At 71.7% G+C, this 20,258-nt stretch carries 18 protein-coding genes; 11 read left to right on the top strand and 7 right to left on the bottom strand.

Features of this window, described 5'->3' with window-relative positions; translation table 11 throughout:
- The first annotated feature begins 80 nt into the window (after positions 1 to 80).
- The 3 genes from FXF68_RS23140 (at position 81) to FXF68_RS23130 (ending at position 3,420) form a co-directional block, all read left to right on the top strand.
- A complete protein-coding gene (locus tag FXF68_RS23140) occupies positions 81 to 2,153 on the top strand; it encodes an MMPL family transporter (RefSeq protein ID WP_148762588.1) in 2,073 nt (690 codons plus the stop codon).
- Between the two features lie 13 nt (positions 2,154 to 2,166).
- The gene (locus tag FXF68_RS23135; protein WP_148762586.1) at positions 2,167 to 2,733 is read left to right on the top strand and encodes a TetR/AcrR family transcriptional regulator; all 567 of its coding nucleotides are present in this window, start codon (positions 2,167 to 2,169) and stop codon (positions 2,731 to 2,733) included.
- Between the two features lie 75 nt (positions 2,734 to 2,808).
- Entirely contained in the window at positions 2,809 to 3,420 is a 612-nt protein-coding gene (locus tag FXF68_RS23130) for a DUF7691 family protein (protein ID WP_148762584.1), read from the top strand.
- Between the two features lies 1 nt (position 3,421).
- On the opposite strand, the gene FXF68_RS23125 is transcribed toward FXF68_RS23130, so the two are convergent.
- The gene (locus FXF68_RS23125) at positions 3,422 to 3,823 is read right to left on the bottom strand and encodes a nuclear transport factor 2 family protein (RefSeq protein WP_148762582.1); all 402 of its coding nucleotides are present in this window, start codon (positions 3,821 to 3,823) and stop codon (positions 3,422 to 3,424) included.
- Positions 3,824 to 3,887: 64 nt separating this feature from the next.
- On the opposite strand from FXF68_RS23125, the gene FXF68_RS23120 reads away from it, so the two are divergent.
- Complete coding sequence (locus FXF68_RS23120; RefSeq protein WP_187438061.1) at positions 3,888 to 4,448, top strand: TetR/AcrR family transcriptional regulator; 561 nt, start codon at positions 3,888 to 3,890, stop codon at positions 4,446 to 4,448.
- Positions 4,449 to 4,942: 494 nt separating this feature from the next.
- Positions 4,943 to 6,157, top strand: a complete 1,215-nt coding sequence (locus FXF68_RS23115) for an NsdA family TPR-like regulatory protein (RefSeq protein WP_148762578.1) — start codon at positions 4,943 to 4,945, stop codon at positions 6,155 to 6,157.
- 4 nt (positions 6,158 to 6,161) lie between these two features.
- On the opposite strand, the gene FXF68_RS23110 is transcribed toward FXF68_RS23115, so the two are convergent.
- Positions 6,162 to 6,854, bottom strand: coding sequence for an HAD family hydrolase (locus FXF68_RS23110; protein WP_148762576.1), 693 nt, complete (start codon positions 6,852 to 6,854; stop codon positions 6,162 to 6,164).
- 119 nt (positions 6,855 to 6,973) lie between these two features.
- Between FXF68_RS23110 and FXF68_RS23105 the strand changes: the two genes are divergently transcribed.
- A complete protein-coding gene (locus FXF68_RS23105; RefSeq protein ID WP_148762574.1) occupies positions 6,974 to 8,467 on the top strand; it encodes a CYTH and CHAD domain-containing protein in 1,494 nt (497 codons plus the stop codon).
- On the opposite strand, the gene FXF68_RS23100 is transcribed toward FXF68_RS23105, so the two are convergent.
- From FXF68_RS23100 to FXF68_RS23090, 3 genes are all read right to left on the bottom strand, one after another.
- A complete protein-coding gene (locus FXF68_RS23100; protein ID WP_148762572.1) occupies positions 8,433 to 9,338 on the bottom strand; it encodes an NUDIX hydrolase in 906 nt (301 codons plus the stop codon). The genes FXF68_RS23105 and FXF68_RS23100 overlap by 35 nt on opposite strands.
- Entirely contained in the window at positions 9,331 to 11,415 is a 2,085-nt protein-coding gene (locus tag FXF68_RS23095) for an RNA degradosome polyphosphate kinase (protein WP_148762570.1), read from the bottom strand. The genes FXF68_RS23100 and FXF68_RS23095 overlap by 8 nt, the downstream gene beginning before the upstream one ends.
- A gap of 127 nt (positions 11,416 to 11,542) precedes the next feature.
- Positions 11,543 to 12,091 (bottom strand): hypothetical protein, encoded by a 549-nt coding sequence (locus FXF68_RS23090; RefSeq protein WP_148762568.1) that lies wholly within the window; start codon positions 12,089 to 12,091, stop codon positions 11,543 to 11,545.
- A 99-nt stretch (positions 12,092 to 12,190) separates the two neighbouring features.
- On the opposite strand from FXF68_RS23090, the gene FXF68_RS23085 reads away from it, so the two are divergent.
- Together FXF68_RS23085 and FXF68_RS23080 are read left to right on the top strand one after the other, a co-directional pair.
- Positions 12,191 to 14,041 (top strand): pentapeptide repeat-containing protein, encoded by a 1,851-nt coding sequence (locus FXF68_RS23085; RefSeq protein WP_148762566.1) that lies wholly within the window; start codon positions 12,191 to 12,193, stop codon positions 14,039 to 14,041.
- 81 nt (positions 14,042 to 14,122) lie between these two features.
- A complete protein-coding gene (locus FXF68_RS23080) occupies positions 14,123 to 14,440 on the top strand; it encodes a hypothetical protein (RefSeq protein ID WP_148762564.1) in 318 nt (105 codons plus the stop codon).
- A gap of 140 nt (positions 14,441 to 14,580) precedes the next feature.
- Here FXF68_RS23080 and FXF68_RS23075 read toward each other — a convergent pair whose 3' ends face one another.
- Both FXF68_RS23075 and FXF68_RS23070 read right to left on the bottom strand, forming a co-directional pair.
- The gene (locus FXF68_RS23075; protein ID WP_148762562.1) at positions 14,581 to 15,738 is read right to left on the bottom strand and encodes a CU044_5270 family protein; all 1,158 of its coding nucleotides are present in this window, start codon (positions 15,736 to 15,738) and stop codon (positions 14,581 to 14,583) included.
- Entirely contained in the window at positions 15,735 to 16,517 is a 783-nt protein-coding gene (locus FXF68_RS23070; protein WP_246178899.1) for an RNA polymerase sigma factor, read from the bottom strand. The genes FXF68_RS23075 and FXF68_RS23070 overlap by 4 nt, the downstream gene beginning before the upstream one ends.
- Before the next feature lie 230 nt (positions 16,518 to 16,747).
- Here FXF68_RS23070 and FXF68_RS23065 point away from each other — a divergent pair, with 230 nt between their 5' ends.
- Genes FXF68_RS23065 through FXF68_RS23055 form a run of 3 tightly spaced genes read left to right on the top strand, consistent with a single transcriptional unit; the run spans position 16,748 to position 20,245 of the window.
- Entirely contained in the window at positions 16,748 to 17,941 is a 1,194-nt protein-coding gene (locus tag FXF68_RS23065) for a PP2C family protein-serine/threonine phosphatase (protein WP_148762560.1), read from the top strand.
- Positions 17,941 to 19,815, top strand: a complete 1,875-nt coding sequence (locus FXF68_RS23060; RefSeq protein ID WP_246178898.1) for a sensor histidine kinase — start codon at positions 17,941 to 17,943, stop codon at positions 19,813 to 19,815. Before FXF68_RS23065 ends, FXF68_RS23060 begins: the two co-directional genes overlap by 1 nt.
- The gene (locus FXF68_RS23055; protein WP_148762558.1) at positions 19,808 to 20,245 is read left to right on the top strand and encodes a response regulator; all 438 of its coding nucleotides are present in this window, start codon (positions 19,808 to 19,810) and stop codon (positions 20,243 to 20,245) included. The genes FXF68_RS23060 and FXF68_RS23055 overlap by 8 nt, the downstream gene beginning before the upstream one ends.
- Positions 20,246 to 20,258 lie beyond the last annotated feature (13 nt).

The following is a 20,258-nucleotide window of genomic DNA, read 5'->3' as shown; positions in this document are numbered from 1 at the left end:
GGTCTAGTGACCGGGCAGGTTGACAGATAACGCTAGTTCACTAACACTTCCTATCGCACTAGCGAAAGGGAGTGTGTGGCATGTCTGCGTTCCTGGGGCGGCTCGGCCGGTTCTGCTTCCGGCGGCGGCTCGCGGTCGTACTGGCCTGGACGGGGCTGCTCGCCGCCGCCCTGCTGAGCGGCGCGACGCTCGCCGAACCGGCCCCCGACACGTTCTCCGTCCCGGGAACAGAGTCGCAACACGCGAACGACCTGCTCGCCGACCGGTTCCCGCAGGCCGAGGCCGGGAACGCGGCGGCGAAGGTCGTGTTCACCGGAGCCGTCCTGCCGAAGGCGTCCGTCGACCGGGCGATCGACCGCATCAAGTCGGCGCCGAAGGTCGCGGAGGTCTCCCCGGCGACCGTCTCGCGCAACGGACGAACCGCCTTCGCCGAGGTCGCCTACCGCGTCCCGGAGTACGAGCTGACCGGCGCCGACCGCGCCGCGCTGCGCGCCGCCGCGACCGTCCCCGGCCTGCGGGTGGAGATGAGCGGCGACGCGGTCGCGCCACCGGAGGAGGGCGCCGGGGAGCTGCTCGGCGTCGCGGTGGCGGCGGTCGTCCTGTTCGTCACGCTGGGTTCGTTCGTCGCGGCCGGGTTGCCGCTGCTCACGGCCGCCGCCGGGATCGCGATCGGGCTGTCGGTGATCAGCGCCGCCACCGCCGTGGTCGAGTTCAGCTCCGACGCCTCGGCGCTCGCGCTCATGCTCGGCCTCGCCGTCGCGATCGACTACGCGCTGTTCATCATCTCCCGCTACCGCGAGGAGGTCCGGGACGGCCACGCCCCCGCCGACGCGGCCGGACGCGCCGCCGCCACCGCCGGGTCCGCCGTCGTGTTCGCCGGGCTCACCGTGATCATCGCGCTCGCGGGCCTCGCCGTCGTGGACATCCCCGTGCTGACGAAGCTCGGCCTGTCCGCCGCGTTCACGGTCGGGGTCGCCGTGGCGGTCGCGCTGACGCTGTTGCCCGCGTTGCTCGGGTTCGCCGGACACCGCGCGCTGGGCGGTCGCCGTCCCGCCGCGGACCCGGCCGGACGGCGCTGGGCCCGGTTCGTGACCGCGCGGCCGGTCCCCGTCCTGGCCGTGGCGGTCGCCGGGCTGGTCGTCGCGGCGGTGCCCGCGCTCGGCCTGCGCCTCGGCCTGCCGGACGACGGGACCGCCCCGTCCGGGACGACGCAACGCGCGGCATACGACCTCCTCGCCGCGGATTTTGGCCCGGGGATCAACGGACCGCTGACGCTGGTCGTCCAGTCCTCCCGAAACACGAGAACCGCCGCGGACCAGGTCGCGCGGCAGGTCGCGTCCCTTCCCGGCGTGGCATCGGTCGGCGAGCCGTTGCTCAACCGGTCCGGTGACACGGCGCTGCTGAACGTCGTCCCCGCGAGCGGCCCGACCAGCGAGGACACCGAGAAGCTCATCAACGACATCCGCGACCGCTTCCACGGCGACGGTGTCGCGGTCACCGGCCGGACGGCGATCGACATCGACACGTCGGCGAAGCTCGCGGACGCCCTTGTCCCCTACTTGGCGGTCGTCATCGGCCTGGCGTTCATCCTGCTCACGCTCGTGTTCCGGTCGATCGCGGTGCCGCTGAAGGCCACGCTCGGCTTCCTACTCAGCGTCGCGGCGACGTTCGGCGCGGTCGTCGCGGTGTTCCAGTGGGGGTGGCTGGACGCGCTCGGCGTCGTCCATTCGTCCGGCATCATCGTGAACCTGCTGCCCGTCATGCTGATCGGCCTCGTGTTCGGGCTGGCCATGGACTACCAGGTCTTCCTCGTCACCCGGATGCGGGAGGCGCACGTGCGCGGCGCCGCGCCGGCCGAGGCCGCCGCCGCCGGCCTCGCGCACGGCGCCCGCGTCGTCACCGCCGCCGCGATCATCATGATCAGTGTGTTCGGCGGTTTCATCCTGTCGAACACCCCGATGGTGCAGTCGTTCGGCTTCGCGCTCGCCGCCGCCGTGCTGTTCGACGCGTTCGTCGTCCGGCTGACGATCGTGCCCGCCGTGATGTCCCTGCTCGGACGCACCGGATGGTGGCTGCCCGCCCGGCTCGACCGCGTCCTGCCGCACGTGGACGTGGAGGGCGCGCCGGTAGGCTCGGCGGCGGAAACGGGCTGAGGGAAGGCGGGGCATGGCGGCCAAGCAGGGCCTTCGGGAACTGAAGAAGGCGAGGACGCGGGCCGCGATCCAGCGGGAGGCGCTTCGCCTGTTTCGCGAGCAGGGCTACGAGTCGACCACCGTCGAGCAGGTGGCGCAGGCGGCGGAGGTCGCGCACACCACCGTCTTCCGCTATTTCCCCACCAAAGAGGACCTCGTCATCACCGACGAGACCGACCCGGTGTTCTTCGAGTCGCTCCGCGCCCAGCCCCCGGACCTGCCCCCCATCCAGGCATTGCGCGCCGCGCTGCGGGACGTCCTCGGTGGCTTCTCCGCCGACGACCTCGCCGCCGGGCACGACCGGACCGTCCTGATCCTGTCCGTTCCCGCGTTGCGCGGCGTCGCGTTCGGCAGTTTCATCGACACGATGCGCACGGTGACCGCCATTCTCGCCGAACGCACCGGCCGCCCCTCGCCCGAAATCCGCACGCTGACCGGCGCGGCCTTCGGCATCATGCTCGACCTGATGCTCCGCTGGGCGGACGACCCGTCCCTGGACCTCCCCGAAGCCCTGGACGAGGCCCTCGCCACGCTCGGCTGAATGGCCTCGTTCCCCGAACCCGGCGGGCTTCGAGCTGCTAGGAATGATCACTTCCGCACGAGGAGGTTCGGGAGCGTGAGCACGCAGCTCAGGTTGTACAGCGTCAGCCTCGCGACGCTCGACATATTGGTCCGGCCGACGAATGTCTGGCTGGCCGAGGAGTCCCGGACACAGGCCGCCGCCGTCGACGCGGAAGGCTACGTCAAGGGCTCGCGCACGGTCACCGAGGCGCTGGAGGACATCCTGCACGACCGTCCGAAAGACCCGGACGCCGGAAACGCCTACGGCCACGCCTGGGAAATCGTCATCGAGCAGCTCGAATCGAAACGCTTCGACTTCGGCCCGATGAAACTGGGCGCCCGCTTCCTGGACGAGGCAAGCCGCGAGCTGATGGCCCTGGGCGTCCCCGCCGAGCTAACTCCTCTGGGCTTCATGTACAACTCCCCGTTCACAGGCACCCCCTACCCATCCGACCTACCCTCGATCGGACACCTCCCCGCACCCCAGGTGGCCGCCCTACTAACGGCCTACCAAGCAGCCGAAGCCCGCCTCGCGAATCCCGACCACAAGGCCCTGGCCCACACCATCATCACGGCCGCCGAAGAGGTAGTGGACTTCAACCGTTTCGCCGACGGAATGGAAGACGAAGACATCCCCTACTGCGACCTGGTCACCTTCTACTCCTGAGCTACACCGGGCTAACGGCCTCGTGCCATCGCGCGGTGTCGGTGTACTGGTGCAGCCAGGAGATCAGCCCACCGGTAACCCGCCACAGGTGGACGAACTCGGCCTCATAATCGCGCCCCGTCGCCCGCGAAACGCCCCGATAACGGCCGGTGACCACGACCATTCCGTCCGTCGTCTCATGCCAGGACTCGGCGTACGGAGCCGTGTCGAACTCGGCGAACACCGCACCCCACACTTTGGCGAGCGTCTCGTGCGGCCCATGGAAGGTGCCACCCGCCCCGCACGGGAGCCCCGGCGCGGTGTGCGCCTCGAACGTCGGATGCAGGATGGCCAGGATCGCCGCCCCGTCCCCCGCCTGCGCGGCGCCGTAGAACCGTGCGACGAGATCCGTCTCCGCTGACATGCGCGCACCTCGTTTTAGAGAAGATGTTCTAGAATGCTCCACTACTAGCACTGGGAGGCGCTCCTTGGGAAGACCGGCGAAGTTCGGCCAGGACCAGATCCTCGACGCGGCCCTCGCCGTCACCGCCGAGGACGGCCCGGCCGCCGCGACGATCGCGGCCATCGCGGGACGGCTCGGCGCCCCGTCCGGCTCCCTCTACCATCGCTTCGGCTCCCGCGACCTGCTCCTGGCGACGTTGTGGACGCGCACCGTCCGCCGCTTCCAGGAAGGCTTCATCGAGGCCCTCAACGCGGACGACCCCGAATCCGCCGCCCTGCACACCCCGCGCTGGTGCCGCACCCACATGAACGAGGCCGCGGTCCTACTCCTCTACCGCCGCCAAGACCTGGCTCCCACCTGGCCCACCGACCTGACCGAAGCCCTAGCCACCCTGAACACCCGCCTAGCGCAAGCCCTGAACGCCTACATAACCCGCCACCCCACAACCGACCGCGACGACCTCCTATTCGCCACGATCGACGTCCCCTACGGCGCCGTCCGCCGCCACCTCCAAGACCGACGACCTCCACCCCCACAGGTGGACGCCCTAATCAGCAAAACCTGCCGAGCCATCCTCAGCCCCTGACCTCACACCCCACCGACGCAGCGGCTTCGTCCGGCGAGTAGACAACGGCCCCAACCCACCCGCGCACCACCGCAACAACCTGCGCACGATCAGGCGCGGCGGGCTTGACCCCAACGCGCCGAGCCCACACCACGCCGCCGATGCCGCGCCTGGCCGCAACGACGACACCGAGCTGGACGTACTCGACGCGCCCACTCATCGAGACCGTGACCCGCCGCACCTCTCCACGCACCCCGGGCGCCGACGCCTCAAGCCCTCGCCGAACATGCCGAATCGCAACGTCCCGATCCCCCGTCACCCCGCCCGCGCCCCCAACGACGTCCCACACAAAGAACGGCAGAGGGCCACTCGTCCTCGTCACACCCACCTCCCACATTGTGGCGAATCGGTCACTCTCAGTGAATCACTGACGGGCGGTGGAGGTCACCGTGATAACCGCGGGTGAGAGTGGATACCGGCCATCTCCGCGGAAATCCGAGCCGAGGTGAATCGCAGTGTCCAAGAAGAAGCAGGTTGGGGCGCGGTTACGGGCCGAGCGCAAAGCGCGCGGGTTGACCGTCGCAGATCTGGCCGAACTCTTCCGCGACGTGGCACCCGACCGCGTCGCCCGACGCCTACCAAGCCTCAAAGACCTTGAGCGAACGATCCGCGGCCACGAAGCAGGCGAACACGCCGTAGGCCCCCGCTACCGCCTCCTCTACACCGCCGCCCTAGAAATCCCTGAGCACGACCTGTTCTCCGGACAGGCGCCTCCAGCAGTGGAGGTGCTGCATGACGACGGGTTGGACGCGGTGGAGTTGGCGCGGCGGGTGGCTGCTAGTGATGTCGGCGAGGGGACGCTTGTCGCGTTGGAAGTGGCGGTGGATGAGCTTGCTTCTGCTTATCCGCGGTCTGCGCCGTCCGAGCTGCTTCGTCGGACGCGGCGGCATCTGGAGTATGTGGCGCGGCTCATGGACGTGCGGATGACGCTCGTCCAGCGGCGGCGGCTCGTGGTGGTCGGCGGGTGGCTGTCGTTGCTCGCCGCGACCTGCGAGATCGACCTGGGCCATAGTAGGAGCGCGGCTGTGCGGCTGCGGACGGCCGCCGAGCTTGCCGTGCATGGCGGTCATCCGGAGATTTATGCGTGGACGCTGGAGACGCGCGCGTGGGAGGCCGTCACCGGTGGCGATTACCGGGAGGCCGTCGTCCTGGCAAGGGGAGCGCAGGAGGCCGCGCCGAAGGGTGGTTCGGCGTTCATTCAGGCCACGGCGCAGGAAGGGCGGGCTTGGGCGCGGCTTGGTGCTGGGGCGGAGACGCGCGATGCGCTGGCTCGGGTGGAGCGGCTCGTCGCGCCGATGGCGATGCCGGAACGGCCCGAGCACCACTTCCGCTATGACCCCGCTAAGAGCGACGCCTACATGGCCACCACTCTGTCGTGGCTGGGTGATCCGGCGGCGGTGGCGTGTGCGCGGGGCGTCCTGGGGCGGTTGGAGGCGCGGCGGGCCGACCGGCCTCGGCGGGTGGTGTCTGCTCGGTTGGATCTGGCCTTGGCGCTGGTTGGCGCTGGTCAGGGGGACGAGGCGGTCCATGTGGCTCTTGAAGCGGTGACGAGTGGGCGGCTCGTTCCGTCCAACTACTGGCGTGCCGCTGAGGTCGTCACGGGGGTCGGTGAGTTGCGCGTTCCGGAGGTTGGGGAGTTGAAGGACGCCTATCGCGCCTTTTGTGGGTGAGGGGTTACGCGCGGAGGATGGCGGTTAGTACTGCGTCGGTTTCTGTTAGGTCGGGGAGGACTGCTTCGGCGCCTGAGAGGCGTAGGGCGGCGGCTGGGGTTGCGCCTGTTGCCACTGCTACTACGTGGGCGCCGCCTTCGTGGGCTGCGCGGACGTCGTGCGGGGTGTCGCCTATCAGGACGGTGTTGGACGCCGTGAATTGCTCGCCGTATTGGCGGGACGCGCGGTGCTGGGCGAGTTTCACCAACGGCGGGCGTTCGAGAGCGTCGTCGCCGTAGGCGCCGGCGTCGAGGGCGAAGAAGTCGGTGAGGCCGAAGGCGGTCAGTTTGCATTCGGCGATCCGGCGGGTGTTGCCCGTCAGCGCTGACTGGACCACGTCGGTACGGGCGGCCAGGGCCTCCAGGGCGGCGCGGGCGCCGGGGAGGACGTGGCCCCGGGCGGGCAGTTCGGCGCGGCGTGCCTCGAAGGCAAGAGCCAGGGCGTCCAGGAAAGACGAGGTCAGGGACGGTGTCGGGGGCACGCCGTGGTGGTCCAGGGTCTCGGCGGTGATGGCTCGGTCGGTGCGTCCGGCCATTGCGGCGATCTTGGCGGGCGCGCGGCCGATCAGGCGGTGGAAGACGGACGCGTAGATCTCGCCGCTGAGGCCGCCCGCGTTAATGAGGGTGTGATCGATGTCCCAGAGCACCAGTGTTCGCACCTGAGCATGCTAGGCGGGCGCCGTCGACCCTCACTTTTCTGTTGTTGTTCACCTTGCCGTGAAATCCTGGCCACTTGGGTGTGGAGCGGTGCCGGACCCCTTCCTGGAGGAGCTGAAGCGTGGCCGAAAGGCATCTGGAGATCGAGCAGAAGTACGACGCCGCGTCCGACTTCGTCCTGCCGGATCTGGACGGGCTGCCGGACGTGGCCTCCACGGGGACGCCCGAGGCGCACGAACTGTACGCGACCTACTACGACACCGCGGATCTCCGGCTCGCCGCGCACGGGATCACGTTGCGCCGCCGCCGCGGCGGGACGGACGCGGGCTGGCATCTCAAGATGCCCGCCGGTCCGGACAGCAAGCAGGAGCTGCGGGCGCCGCTGGGGCGTCCGAGCGTGGTGCCGGCGCGGCTGTCCGCGCTGGTCGCGGCCTATACGCGGGGCGCGGAGCTGGGGCCGGTCGCGACGCTCGACACCGGGCGGACGGTCGTCCGGCTGTACGACGCGGACGGCCGCGAGCTGGCGGAGATCGCCGACGACCTGGTCACCGGGCGGGCCGGGCCGGACGCCGAACCCGACCGCTGGCGCGAGGTCGAGGTGGAGCTCGGCGGCGGGACGCCGGAGCTCATGAAGGCGACCGGGAAGCGGCTGCGCAAGTGCGGCGCGCGGCGGGCCGCGTCGTCGTCGAAGCTCGGGCGGCTGCTCGGCGGCGCGGTGACGCCGTCGGCGGCGGCCGCGGCGCGGGCGGCGGCGCGGTCGCGGGTCGCGGCGGCCACCTCGAACGGCAAGGGCCCCGTGGTGACGACCGGGGAGGTCGTCCTCGCCTACCTCGCCGAGCAGGTCGACGCGGTGCTGGAGTTCGACCCGAAGGCGCGGCTCGCGGAGGACGACGCCGTCCACCGGATGCGGGTGGCGGTGCGGCGGCTGCGGAGCGCGCTGCGCAGCTACCGGCCCGTCCTCGACGCGGAGCGCACCGCGCCGCTCAACCCTGAGCTGCGGTGGCTCGCCGAAGTGCTCGGCGAGGTCCGCGATCGGGAAGTGCTGAGAATGCGTTTCGCGGGCGCGCCGGCCTTTCTGCTGGACGACCTGAAACAGCAGGAACAGGCCGCCTACCGCCGCCTCAACGCGCATCTGAAGAGCGCCAGGTATTTCGCGATCCTCGACGAGCTCGACCGGCTCGTCCTCGATCCGCCGCTCGCGGAGACGGCGGACAGAAAGGCCCGCAAGGAGCTGCCGGGCCTCGTCACGCGGGCGTGGACGCGAATGGCCAAGGACTACCACTCGATCAAGACGTCCGACGATCCCGACATCGCGCGGCACGAGACCCGCAAGGCCGCCAAGCGGGCGCGCTACGCCGCCGAGCTGGCCGTTCCGGTGCTGGGCGTTGCCGCGAAGCGGGTGGTCAAGGACGCCAAGCGCATCCAGGAGGTGCTCGGCGACCACCAGGACGGCGTGATCGCCATGGAGCACTTGGAGGCCGCCGCCAAGCGCACGAACATCCCGGCCGAGGCGTTCGCGTTGGGCGTCCTTTACGGGAAAGAGGAATGCGCGGCGGAGGCGGCGAAGGGCCGCCTGTCCACTACGTGGTCGCAGACCTTGGGTCCGTCGTTCTAGGGCGGTGGCGTTCGAGAGCGGCCATTGAACCGTCGCTCACGTGCGCCACCCAGAATTCCGCCTTTCGCAGGCCCGGATCGTCCGGGACTTTCTGGCCGAGCGCCTTGCACAATCCGGTGACGAGCGTGGAGACGATCTCGCCGTGCGTGCAGACGACGGCGGGGACGCCGTCCGCGACCAGGCCGAGGAGCGTCTCGACGGCACGGTCGGGGCCGGTGTCCCCGACCGTGAACGCCGCGTCCGTGACGACCGGCTCCCGCAGCCGCCGCGCGTAGGGCAGGACGGTCTCCGCGCACCGCGCCGTCGCCGAGCTGACCAGCCGGGACGGCCCGAAAACATGCAGGAGTCCGGCCAGCTGGATGGCCTCCGCGCGGCCCGCCTCGTCCAGGGGCCGCAGCTCGTCCGCCTCACGCCAGCGGAGCTTCTCACCCGCGGACGCGTGCCGCAGGATCACGAACGGCGTGGTGTGCAGCGGCCCGTTGAGGAACTCGCGCAACAGGTCGACGTCGTGCCCGTAGCTGAGCCTCTCCTCCGCCTCGGCGGCGGGCAGCCAGGCCAGCTCGTCCACCTCGTCGTTCGGCGTGAACGCGCCGAAGGCGAGCGGGCGCGCCGCCCAGTAGTCGACCTGCTTCGTCCGGTCCCGGACGGGATACGTGCTGGTCGGGAGCCTGCGGCCGAGCCGGGGCACGATCCCGGTCTCCTCCTCGATCTCCCGGACGGCCGCCGCCAGCACGTGCTCGCCCTTGTCGATCTTCCCCTTGGGGAACGACCAGTCGTCGTAGCGCGGCCGGTGGATCACTGCGAACTCAGCCTCGCCCAGCGGGCCGTCCCGCCAGAGCAGCGCGCCCGCCGCCCGGATGACGTCAGCCATCGACGGTCCTCCACCGGCGGCTCTTCACCAGGTGGGTCTGGATGTCGAGCATGATCTCGCCGGGCCGCGGGGTGAGCCGCGTCCAGGTGCCGTCGGCGTCGAGCGCCCACGAGTGGGTGCCCTCGTCCATGGCGCGGTCGAGAAGGGCGAGCAGGTCGTCGCGCTGCGCCCGGTCGGTGACGGTGACGAGGGCCTCGACGCGGCGGTCCAGGTTGCGGTGCATGAGGTCGGCGCTGCCGATCCACACCTCCGGCTCGCCGCCGTTCTCGAACGCGAACACGCGGGAGTGCTCCAGGAACCGGCCGAGGACGCTCCGCACCCGGACGGTCTCCGACAGCCCCGGCACGCCGGGACGCAGCGCGCAGATCCCGCGGACCCAGACGTCCACCGGCACCCCGGCCCGCGACGCCCGGTACAGCGCGTCGATGATCACCTCGTCCACCAGCGAGTTGCACTTGATCCTGATCCGCGCCGGATGCCCGGCCCGGTGGTTGTCGATCTCGTGCTCGATCCGCTGGACGAGCCCCGACCGCAGGCTGTTCGGCGCGACGAGCAGCCGATGGTAGGAGCTCTGCCGCGAGTAGCCGGTGAGGTGATTGAACAGGGCGCTGACGTCCTCGCCGACCTCGGGGTCGGCGGTCAGGAGCCCGAAGTCCTCGTAGAGGCGGGCGGTCTTCGGGTGGTAGTTGCCGGTGCCGATGTGGCAGTACCGGCGGAGCTGCCCCTCCGCGTCCTGCCGGACGATCAGCGCCAGCTTGCAGTGCGTCTTCAACCCGACGAACCCGTACACGACGTGGCAGCCCGCCGTCTCCAGCTTCCGCGCCCAGGCGATGTTGGCGCGCTCGTCGAACCGGGCCTTCAGCTCGACGACGACCACGACCTGCTTGCCCGCCTCGGCGGCGGCCATCAGCGCGTCCACGATCGGGGAGTCGCCGGACGTCCGGTACAGCGTCTGCTTGATCGCGAGGACGCGCGGGTCGGTGGCCGCGTCCTCGATCAGCCGCTGGACGGTCGTCGTGAACGAGTCGTAGGGGTGGTGGACGAGCACGTCCCGCTCACGGATCGCGCTGAAGATGCTCGCATCCTCCGGCAGCGCCTCCTTGGACGGGACGAAAGGGGGATATTTCAGCTCCGGCCGGTCGAGATCGGCGATGGCGGCGAGCCCGCCGAGGTCGAGCGGGCCGACGACGCGGTAGATCTGGCCCTCGTCCACCGCCAGCTCGGACGTGAGCAGCTCCAGCACCCCGGCGGAGATCGACTCCTCCACCTCAAGGCGGACGACCGGGCCGAACCGGCGGCGCAGCAGCTCCCGCTCCAGCGCCTGGAGGAGGCCCTCGCTGATGTCGTCGTCGATCTCCAAGTCCTGGTTGCGGGTGACGCGGAACGCGTGGTGCTCGACGACCTCCATCCCGACGAACAACTGGCCGAGATGGGCGGCGATCACGTCCTCCAGCGGGGTGAACCGGTCCGGGGACGCCTCGATGAAGCGCGGCAGGAGCGGCGGCACCTTGACGCGGGCGAACATCGTCGCGTCCGTCTCCGGGTCCCGGACGATCACCGCCAGGTTCAGCGACAGCCCCGAGATGTAAGGGAACGGGTGCGCGGAGTCGACGACGAGCGGCGTGAGGACGGGGTAGATCCGGTCGCGGAACAGGCGGCGGAGCCGCTCCTGCTCGGTCTCGGCCAGTTCGTCCCAGCGCAGGATGTCGATGCCCTCGTCGCCGAGCGCGGGCTGGACCTCGTCGCGGAAGACGGCGGCGTGCCGCAGCATCAGCTCGTGCGCGACCTCGCCGGTGCGCTGCAGCACCTCGCGCGGCTGCCGGCCGCTCGCGGACTGGACGGCGAGCCCGGTCGCCATCCGGCGGGCGAGCCCGGCGACGCGGACCATGAAGAACTCGTCCAGGTTGCTGGCGAAGATCGACAGGAACCGGACGCGCTCCAGCAGCGGCAGCGTCGGATCCTCGGCCAACTCCAGGACACGCTGGTTGAATCTGAGCCAGCTCTCCTCCCGGTCGAGGAAGCGGTCGTCGGGCAGCGCCTCGGCAGCGCGAGGGAGATGTCCTGGATTGACGGTCATGCCGGAATTTTCTCCAAGGAAAGTGAACGGCAGTCGAACTCGGTTATTACGCCCACGTATCCGACTCTCCGATCGTTCCCGGAGTTCCCGCAGTTCACTCGGTGCGCCCGGCGGCGATCGCGATCCACTACGGTGCGGACTCGCCCGTGATCAGGCGGTGGCCGAGCCGTCCCGCCAACTCGGCCACGAAGGCGTCGGAGAGCCGCGGCCAGTTCCAGAAGCGGAGGCCCAGCTCCGCGAACGCGCAGGGAGTCGGCCAGATCCAGCCATTCAGGGCGGTCCGGGCGCCGCACCGGGCGCAGACGAGCGACCCCGGGCCGCCCTCCAGCCACTCCTCCACCTCCTCGAGGACGACCTCGAACGGCAGCCAGGCGTCGCAGTTCGGGCAGGCGACCCGGTCGTCCTCGCGGACCGTTCCGTAGAAGGCGCTGCGGCCGACGTCCACCTCCAGGCCGTTCGGCCACACGTCGGGGAATCCGCCCAGGTCACCCGCGACGATCGTGGTGGCGGCGGGGCCCGGCGCGTAGCCGCCGGGGACGTCGCCGAGCACACAGTCGGTAGGGTCCGCGACCACGATCCCGGCGTTCACGAGACGGTCGAGGACGGCGCGGGCGAGGTCGGGCGCTTCCCCGGGATGGGCGTCGACGTCCGCGACCCACCGGCTGCGCTCCCCCACAAAACCACACATTACGCCGCGCGAGGTGACCGTGGGGGAGTACCGACCTGGCCACCTGGAGGGCTTCACTCGGTAAGGCCCCGTGGGTAGAACGAAACCGTGACCTCTCACGAGCCTTCGCCGCCGTACACGACCGCCGTCTTCTGGCCGCGCTGCACGGCCGTCGACGGATGCACCGGACGCACCGCCGGATCGTCCGGGGGCTGCCCCGCCCATCTGCGTCCCCGCGACTTCGAGCGGTTCGTGGCGTCGCTGCGTCCCGGTGGCGACCTCGACCTGCGCGGGGTCACGATCCCCGGCTGGCTGCTGGACGCCGTGCTCGACGCCGTCACCGGGCCGGACGGGCGCCCCCACCTCGGCCGGACGCGGTTCGACGGCGCGGTGCTGCCGACCGACGCCGGGCTGCGCGGCTTCTGCGTCGAGGGCGACAGCTCGTTCGACGGCGCCTGCTTCCTCGGCGCCGCGTCCTTCTTCGACGCGCGGTTCTTCGGGCACGTCTCGTTCCGGGGCGCGCGGTTCGGGCGCAACGTCTCCTTCCACGGCGTGCGGTTCCACCAGCACACCTCGTTCGAGGAGGCCGTGTTCGCCGGGGACGTCCTGTTCGGCGAGGCCGCCTGGAACGCCGACGCCTCCTTCCGGCGGGCCGTGTTCATGGGCGCCGCCTGTTTCGACCGTGCCAAGTTCGGCCGGGACGCCGCCATGCAGGCCGCCTGCTTTGGCGGCGCCGTGTCGTTCCGGCGCGTCCAGGTCGCCCGGCACGCCCGCTTCGAGCGGACGAAGTTCCGCCAGGGGCTCTGGCTCGGCCCTCTCGTCGCGGGCGGCCGGATCGGGCTCGCCGACGTCACAGCGCACGGCGGGCTCCGCGTCCACGCGGCGGCGCGGCAGGTCACGGCGCACGGCGCGGCCGTCCACGGGGAGGCCGACTTCCGGCTCCGGCACGCCGAACTCGACCTGGAAGGCGCGGTCTTCGACGGGACGGCGTCCGTCCGCGCCCTCGCCCACCCGATCCAGGGCCTCCCCGAACCGGCCTGGGCCACCGCCTCCCCGCGCCGCCCGATCGGCCGGGACCTCGAAACGGGCGCTGGGCCGGGCGCCGGGCGGGGCGTCGGGACGGGCGCCGGGGCGGGGCGTGAGGCGGGCGGCGAGCCAAGCGTTGGGACAGGTCTTGAGGACGGGCGATTCGGCGGAGGTACCGGGGCGGGGCGGGCTTTCGGAACGGTCCGGGTGACGTCGCTGCGGCGGGTCGACGCGAAGCGGGTGCGGCTCGACGGCGTCGACCTGAGCGACTGCGCCTTCCTCGGCCTGCGGCGGCCGGACGCGCTCCGCCTCACCGGCGGCTGCGCGTTCGCGCGGACTCCCGGCCGGACCTGGCCGCGCCGCTCGCCGGGCCGCGCCGTCCTCGCCGACGACCTCGCCCACGTCCTGGCGGACGCGCCCGACCCGTCCGCCGCACCTCACTCCACGACGGCGCCGTCCGGGGCGCCGCGATCCGGAACCGGGGCTCAGCGGTCCAAGGCGAGAAGGTCCAGGATCGGGTGGGCCGGGGCCAGCCGGTTCGGGGCGGCGCGCTCCGGGACGGGGCGTTACCGCGCGGCGCGGTCGCGGGCGGCGCGCTCCGGACGGATCGGGGGCGCGGGCTCCGGAATCGGCGACGCGCGGCTGGCCGCGCTGTACTGGGATCTCGCGCGGGCGGCCGCCGACTCCGGGCACGGCCGGCTCTCCCGCGACTTCCGGTACAACGCGCTTGAGCTGCGGCGACACAGCGAACCCGTCCCGTGGCGGCGCTGGGGCCTGTACCTCATGTGGATGACCTGCGGTTACGGGCTGCGGGCCGGGCGGGCCGTCGCCTGGCTCGCCTTCATCGTGGCGCTCGTCTGCTGCGGGGCGACGCTGCTGGGTCACGACAACGACCAGGAGATCGTCCCGTACTTGAGCGCTCCCCGGCCATAACTCGCCGGGGCGGGTTCCCCCGGGTTCGGTGAAATGAGGCGCGGCCTTGTTTTGTCAGACCCTTGGGTAATCATTCTTGTTATGAGCAGAGACACCCATCCGGGGGTGCAGTGCCCGCACTGCCAATCGCATCTCGCGCTCGTCCCCGTGCCCGGAAACCCCGCGTCCGGAAACTCCGCCGTCCCACCGATCCCCGTCGTGCCGATCACGCCGAAGGAGGAATGGCAGCCGCCGCCCGTCGCCGAAGTGCTCGCGGTTTACGCGGGGCGCGTGAAGGACTCCGCCACCGCGTCCCGCGGCGCGGCGAAGGTCAGGGAAAGCCTCAACCGCGCGCGGTCCACCGCCGCGCAGCGGCGGGCCGCCCAGAAAACGGCCCGCCGCACCCCCAAAAGCGCCTGATCACATCCCGAACACTAACGACCCCTCGCCCCAATGACACGCCACGTCCCCGCGACGACGCGAACGCGACCTGAACGCGCCTCCAAGGTCGACGCGAAAGGGACGGCACCGAGTGGGCGCCGTCCCCTTCCGTAACAAGGTCACTTGGGCTGCGCGTCGGTCCATTCCGCGGTGACCGTGACCATCGAGTCAAGGACCTGACCGGCCTTGAACTCGGCCCCCGGCGCGGGCTTCAACAGGATGTTGTCGAAGGACAGCGCGGTGCCCGTGGACAGGTCGAGCACCACCCGATGGCGGATCACTCCGGCGTCCGTCCGCTCGTCCACGGCGACGGCGTCGCCCGTCCGGCCCTGCGAGTCGGTGACCTTCCCGATCGACTTCACCTGCGGCAGCCCGGCCAGCACCCGGAAGGCGGCCGACCGCACCGCGGGCTTCACCGGCATGCCCACCACGCCGCGCGCCACCTCGAACAGCCACGCGTCCGCCCCCATCGGGACGTCGCCTTCGGTGCCGTGGCCCTTGTACCCGCGCAGCAGCACGGCCTTGAGCTCGGCCGGGTCGGACGGCAGCGACCGCAGGTCCTTCATGGTCACGTTCCGGCCGATCCAGAAGATCGTGCCGTCCTTCAGCGGGGCACTGGAGAGCTTCCGCGCGCTCGGGCCGGTGTGCAGCACGATCGGCTTGCGGATCCTGTTCCCTGGGGTGATCGAGACCAGCGCGTTGAAGGTGGTCGGCGAACCGGCGCGCTGCCACGCCTGCGCGTCCCGCATCGTCGCGGGCTTCGCGTCGAGCTGGTGGACGGCGCCCCACGTCCGCCCGGTCGGGCTGCTGGGCACCCAGCCCTCCTCCATCTGCCGCATGACGACGGTGTAGGCCGCGTCGCCCTTGCCCACCCGGAAGTAGTGGGACGCGATCGTCCGGTCATGCCAGTAGGTCCGCGTCTCGTCGGGCTGCCCGGCCGCCTTGTCCGCAGCCGTCAGCAGGACGGTCTTCACGTCGATCACCTGCTCGCCGCCCGAGCCGGGGGCGTGCCGCGCCGGGCCGTCCCCGCCCATCGGGACGAGCGTCACCGCCGCCACGGCCCCCGCCGCGACAGCCCCCGCGAGCCCGAGCCCCCACACCGGGCGCACCCGCCGCCTCCGCCGATCCGGGACCACCGCCCGCAGTGCGGCCTCGCCCGGCGAGACCGTCGCCATCGCGTGTGCCAGTTCGGCATGCCGCACGCCCTCGTCGAGCGGCGCACCAGGGTCAAGTTCGGCGGGACGTGCGTCCCGCAGCGTCCGCATCGCGTCCTTCATGACATCTCCTTACCGACGATCCCGACCCGCGCCCCGGCGGGCGTCCCATTGGCCCCAGCGGCCCTCGCACGCCGCCCCTGCGGCGCCTCGTACGCACCTTCCGCCGCCCCGGCGGGCATCGTGCGCTGTCCGTGCGGCATGTCGCGGGTGCCCGCTGGTGTCCCGGCGTGCTGTCCGTGCGGTGCGTTGTGGGCGCTCGCCGGTGATCCGGCGGGCATCGTTGGGTGCCCTTGCGGTCGTGTTCCCGTGGCCCTCTCGGGGCGTTCCCGCGGTGTGTCGTGTGTTTCTTCCGCGGCGCGGACCAGGCGGCGCCGGGCGCGGTGCAGCCGGACGCGCAGCGCCGCCGGTGAGCAGCCGACCACGCGGGCCGCGTCGCGCGGCGACAACCCCTGCCACGCGATCAGGACGAGGATCTCCTGGTCGCCTTCCGGCAGTGCCGCCATGGCGCGCAGGACGGCGAGCCGGTCCGTCACGTCCTCGGCGATGTCCCCGCCGGGGTTCTCCGCCGCCGTCCATCTGCCCAGTTCGGCCGCGAACGCCGCGCGCCGCGCCTCGGCGCGGTGTCCGGCGCGCAGCACGTTCCGCGCGACGCCGAGCAGCCACGGCAGCGGCGGCTCCGGGACGTCGGCGAGCCGCCGCCACGCGATCGTGAACGTCTCGGCCACCACCTCGTCCGCGTCCTGGCGTCCGACGCGGCTGACGGCGTACGCCCACACGCGCTGCCGGCATTCGTCGTAGATCGCGGTGAAGCGTCTCTCGTCGGGGGCTTCGTCTGCCACCGCCTGCTCCTCCGTCCCTCCGGGTTCTGACTGACACGGGGTAGTGGCGTGGGACGGGCCGCCGTTACACGACGGGCGTCGTCTTTCCGGAAGAGGTCTGTGGCGGCGCGCCACCGTTTCCAGTGCGTCCGGTGCATTCCGCCGATCCGGTGCCCTTAATATTTGTGCGCGACGGCGAGCAGCATCCCCCCATTTCCGCGCGTCCCGCGCCGGGCCCAAGGAGCGGACACATGACCGCCATGCACGGCCGCGGTGCCGAACGCCTTCTCGGCGTCGCCGCTTCCCCGCACCTACTCCTGGTCGAGGACGACCCCGCCGACGCGATCCTGTTCGAAGACCTGCTGACCGAGGCGCAGCCCGACGTCCGGATCACGGTCGCGACCACGCTACGCGAGGCGCTCGGCGCGCTCCGGCCGGAGATCCAGTGCGTGATCGTCGACCTGTCGCTGCCGGACGCGCACGGCCTCGACGCGCTCCGCCAGGTCCTCGCGCACGCGCCGGGCACCGCCGTGCTCGTGCTGACCGGCCTCGCCGACGCGCACGTCGGCGTGGAGGCCGTCGCGGCGGGCGCGCAGGACTACCTCGTCAAGCAGGACGTGGACAGCGCGCTGCTCAGCCGCGCGATCAGCTACGCGATCGAGCGCAAGCGCGCCGACGAGTCCGAGCGGCAACTCGTCGAGGCACGCGCGCTGAGCAGGGAGAACGCCCGGCTCGAACGGGGCCTGCTGCCCGTCCCGATCCTGCCCGACGACACCCTGCGTCACCACGCCCGCTACCGGCCGGGACGCTACCGCGCGCTGCTCGGCGGCGACTTCCACGACACCGTGCAGACCGCGGACGGCGCCGTCCACGCCGTGATCGGCGACGTCAGCGGGCACGGCGCGGACGAGGCGTCGCTCGGCGTGCGGCTGCGCATGGCGTGGCGGACGCTCGTCCTCGCCGGGCACACCGGCGAACGGCTGCTCGGCACGCTGGACGCCGTCCTCCAGCACGAGCGGTGGGGCGACGAGATCTTCACGACCGTGTGCATGCTGACCATCGCCCCGGACCGGCGGTCGGCGCGGCTGCACCGGGCCGGTCATCCGCGCCCGCTGCTCTTCGGGCCGGACGGCGTGGAGCCCGTCCCGGACGAGCCGCGCGGCCCGGCCCTCGGCCTGTTCCCCGGCGCCGACTGGCCCGGCCTCGACCTCGAACTCGGCGACTCGTGGGGCCTGCTGCTCTACACCGACGGCCTGATCGAGGGCCACGCCGGGGAGGAATACCTCGACCTGTCCGGGCTGACGGAGCTGGCCCGCGCCGCGCACGGCGACGGGCGGCAGGGCGACGCCCTCCTGGACGGCCTCATCGCGGAGGCGGAACGCCTGAACGGCGGCGTCCTCTCCGACGACATGGCGATCCTCATGCTGAGCCGGGACGAGTCCTGATGCCCCCGAACGGAACGCCCCCGAACGAACGGCCCCCGAACGAACGGCGCCCGGGCGGGCGAGCTCCGGGCGAGCGGGCGCGAACGGATGGCACGCCCCCGAACGAGCGGGGAGAGGCCGAGCGGGTCCCCGGGGAGCGGGCGCGGGACGAGCGGGCGCGGGACAAGGAGGCGCGGGCCGAGCGGCGGCGGGTGGCGGATTCGGGGCCCGCCGTGGTGCTGTCCGCGGCGAACGTCCCGGAGCCGAGCGGGATGGGGCGGATCCGGCTCGTCCAGCTCTACCGGGTCGGGTCGCTCGTCATCGGGGTGCTGCTGCTCGCCGCGTTCGCGCAGACGGGGATGGCCCTCTACGAGAACGAGCGGGCGCGGAACATCCTCATCGACCAGGTCGACCAGGCGGCGCTGGAGCAGTCCCGGCTGTCCGCGGCGATCGCCGCCCAGGACAGCGCGATCCGCGAATACGCGCTGGACGGCGGGCCGGACCGGCTCGCCGAGTACCGCACCGCCGTCCGCCGGGAGACGGAGTCCGCGGCGCGGATACGGCAGGTCCTCGACGGGGTCGCCGGAAGCGGGAGCGTTGTCCGCCACCTGGACAACACCGCAGGCGACACGCAGGCATGGCGGGCCGCCTTCGCCGACCAGCTCGCGGCGGGTCCGGGCGGGCAGGGCCTCCAGCCCGACCAGAGCAGGCGGGCGCGGCGGCTGCTCAGCCAGGCGCGCGCCGACATGGAACCGTTGCAGTCCGACATCGCCGAGCTTCACGACCGGACCGTGGCGACGCTCCGCTCCCGCGCCCGCACGACCCTGTGGTCGACGAGCGGCGCGCTCGCGCTGGTGGTGCTGGTGTCGCTGGCGCTGGCGCTGCTGATCCGCCGGACGGTGCTGACCCCCGTGTCGACGCTGACCGAACGGGTCCGCGCCGTGGCGCACGGGGACTTCGGGCACCCGCTGGACGTCCCCGGGCCGTCCGAGATCAACGAGCTGGCGGTCATCATCGACGCGATGCGCGACCGCATCATCGAGGAGTGGCGCGCCAGCGTCGAGCAGGCGAACCGGCTCGACGCGCAGGCCGAGGAGCTGCGCCGGTCCAACGCCGAGCTGGAGCAGTTCGCCTACGTGGCGTCCCACGACCTCCAGGAGCCGCTGCGGAAGGTCGCGAGCTTCTGCCAGATGCTCGAACGCCGGTACGGCGACCGGCTGGACGACCGCGGTCTCCAGTACATCGAGTTCGCCGTGGACGGCGCGAAGCGCATGCAGGCCCTCATCAACGACCTGCTGGCCTTCTCCAGGGTCGGCCGACTGTCGAGCGTGGACGAGGCCGTCGACCTCAACGACGTCGCGCGGCAGGCGCTCGGCAACCTCGCCGCGCTCCGCGAGGAGACCGACGCCGAGGTGGACGTCGCCGACCTGCCGCGCGTGTCCGGCGACGCGGCGCAGTTCGTCCGGCTGTTCCAGAACCTCGTCGGCAACGCCATCAAGTTCCGCCGCCCGGACGTGCCGCCGCGGGTCATCGTCGACGCCCGGCGTGTCGGGGACGAGTGGGAGTTCCGCTGCGCCGACAACGGGATCGGCATCGAGCCCCGGCACGCCGACCGCATCTTCCTGATCTTCCAGCGGCTGCACCCGCGCGACGAGTACACCGGCACGGGCATCGGCCTCGCCCTCTGCAAGAAGATCGTCGAATACCACGGCGGCCGGATCTGGCTCGACACCGACGACACCGACGCCGACACCGACACCGAGGGCACCACGTTCCGCTGGACGCTCCCCGCCCAGCCCGACCCCGACCCCGAAGCGGAACCCGACCCCGAAGCCGAACCCGACCCCCTACCTCAACCCGACCCCGATTCCGATGACGGAGGGAAGCATGCGTGAAGCGCCGCACCCCATCGAAGTGCTGCTCGTCGAGGACGACCCCGGCGACGTGCTCCTGACCGTCGAAGCGTTCGAGCACAACAAGGTCAACAACAAGCTGCACGTGGTCAACGACGGCGAGCAGGCGATGGCGTTCCTGCGCCGGGAGGGCGAGTTCGCGAGCGTTCCCCGTCCCGACCTCGTGTTGCTGGACCTGAACCTGCCGCGCAAGAGCGGCCTGGAGGTGCTGGCCGAGGTCAAGGAGGACGACGACCTGCGCCGCATCCCCGTCGTCATCCTCACCACGTCCGAGGCGGACGAGGACATCCTGCGGAGCTACCATCTCCACGCCAACGCCTATGTGACGAAGCCGGTCGACTTCGACCAGTTCATCTCCGTCGTCCGCCGTATCGACGACTTCTTCGTGACGGTGGTCAAACTGCCGCGCTAACGGCTCCGCAGAG

The sequence above is a fragment of the Actinomadura decatromicini genome (assembly GCF_008121305.1).
Taxonomy (GTDB): domain Bacteria; phylum Actinomycetota; class Actinomycetes; order Streptosporangiales; family Streptosporangiaceae; genus Spirillospora; species Spirillospora syzygii.
The sequence above is the reverse complement of the archived record's forward strand: the minus strand, read 5'-3'. Positions and strand labels throughout refer to the sequence as shown.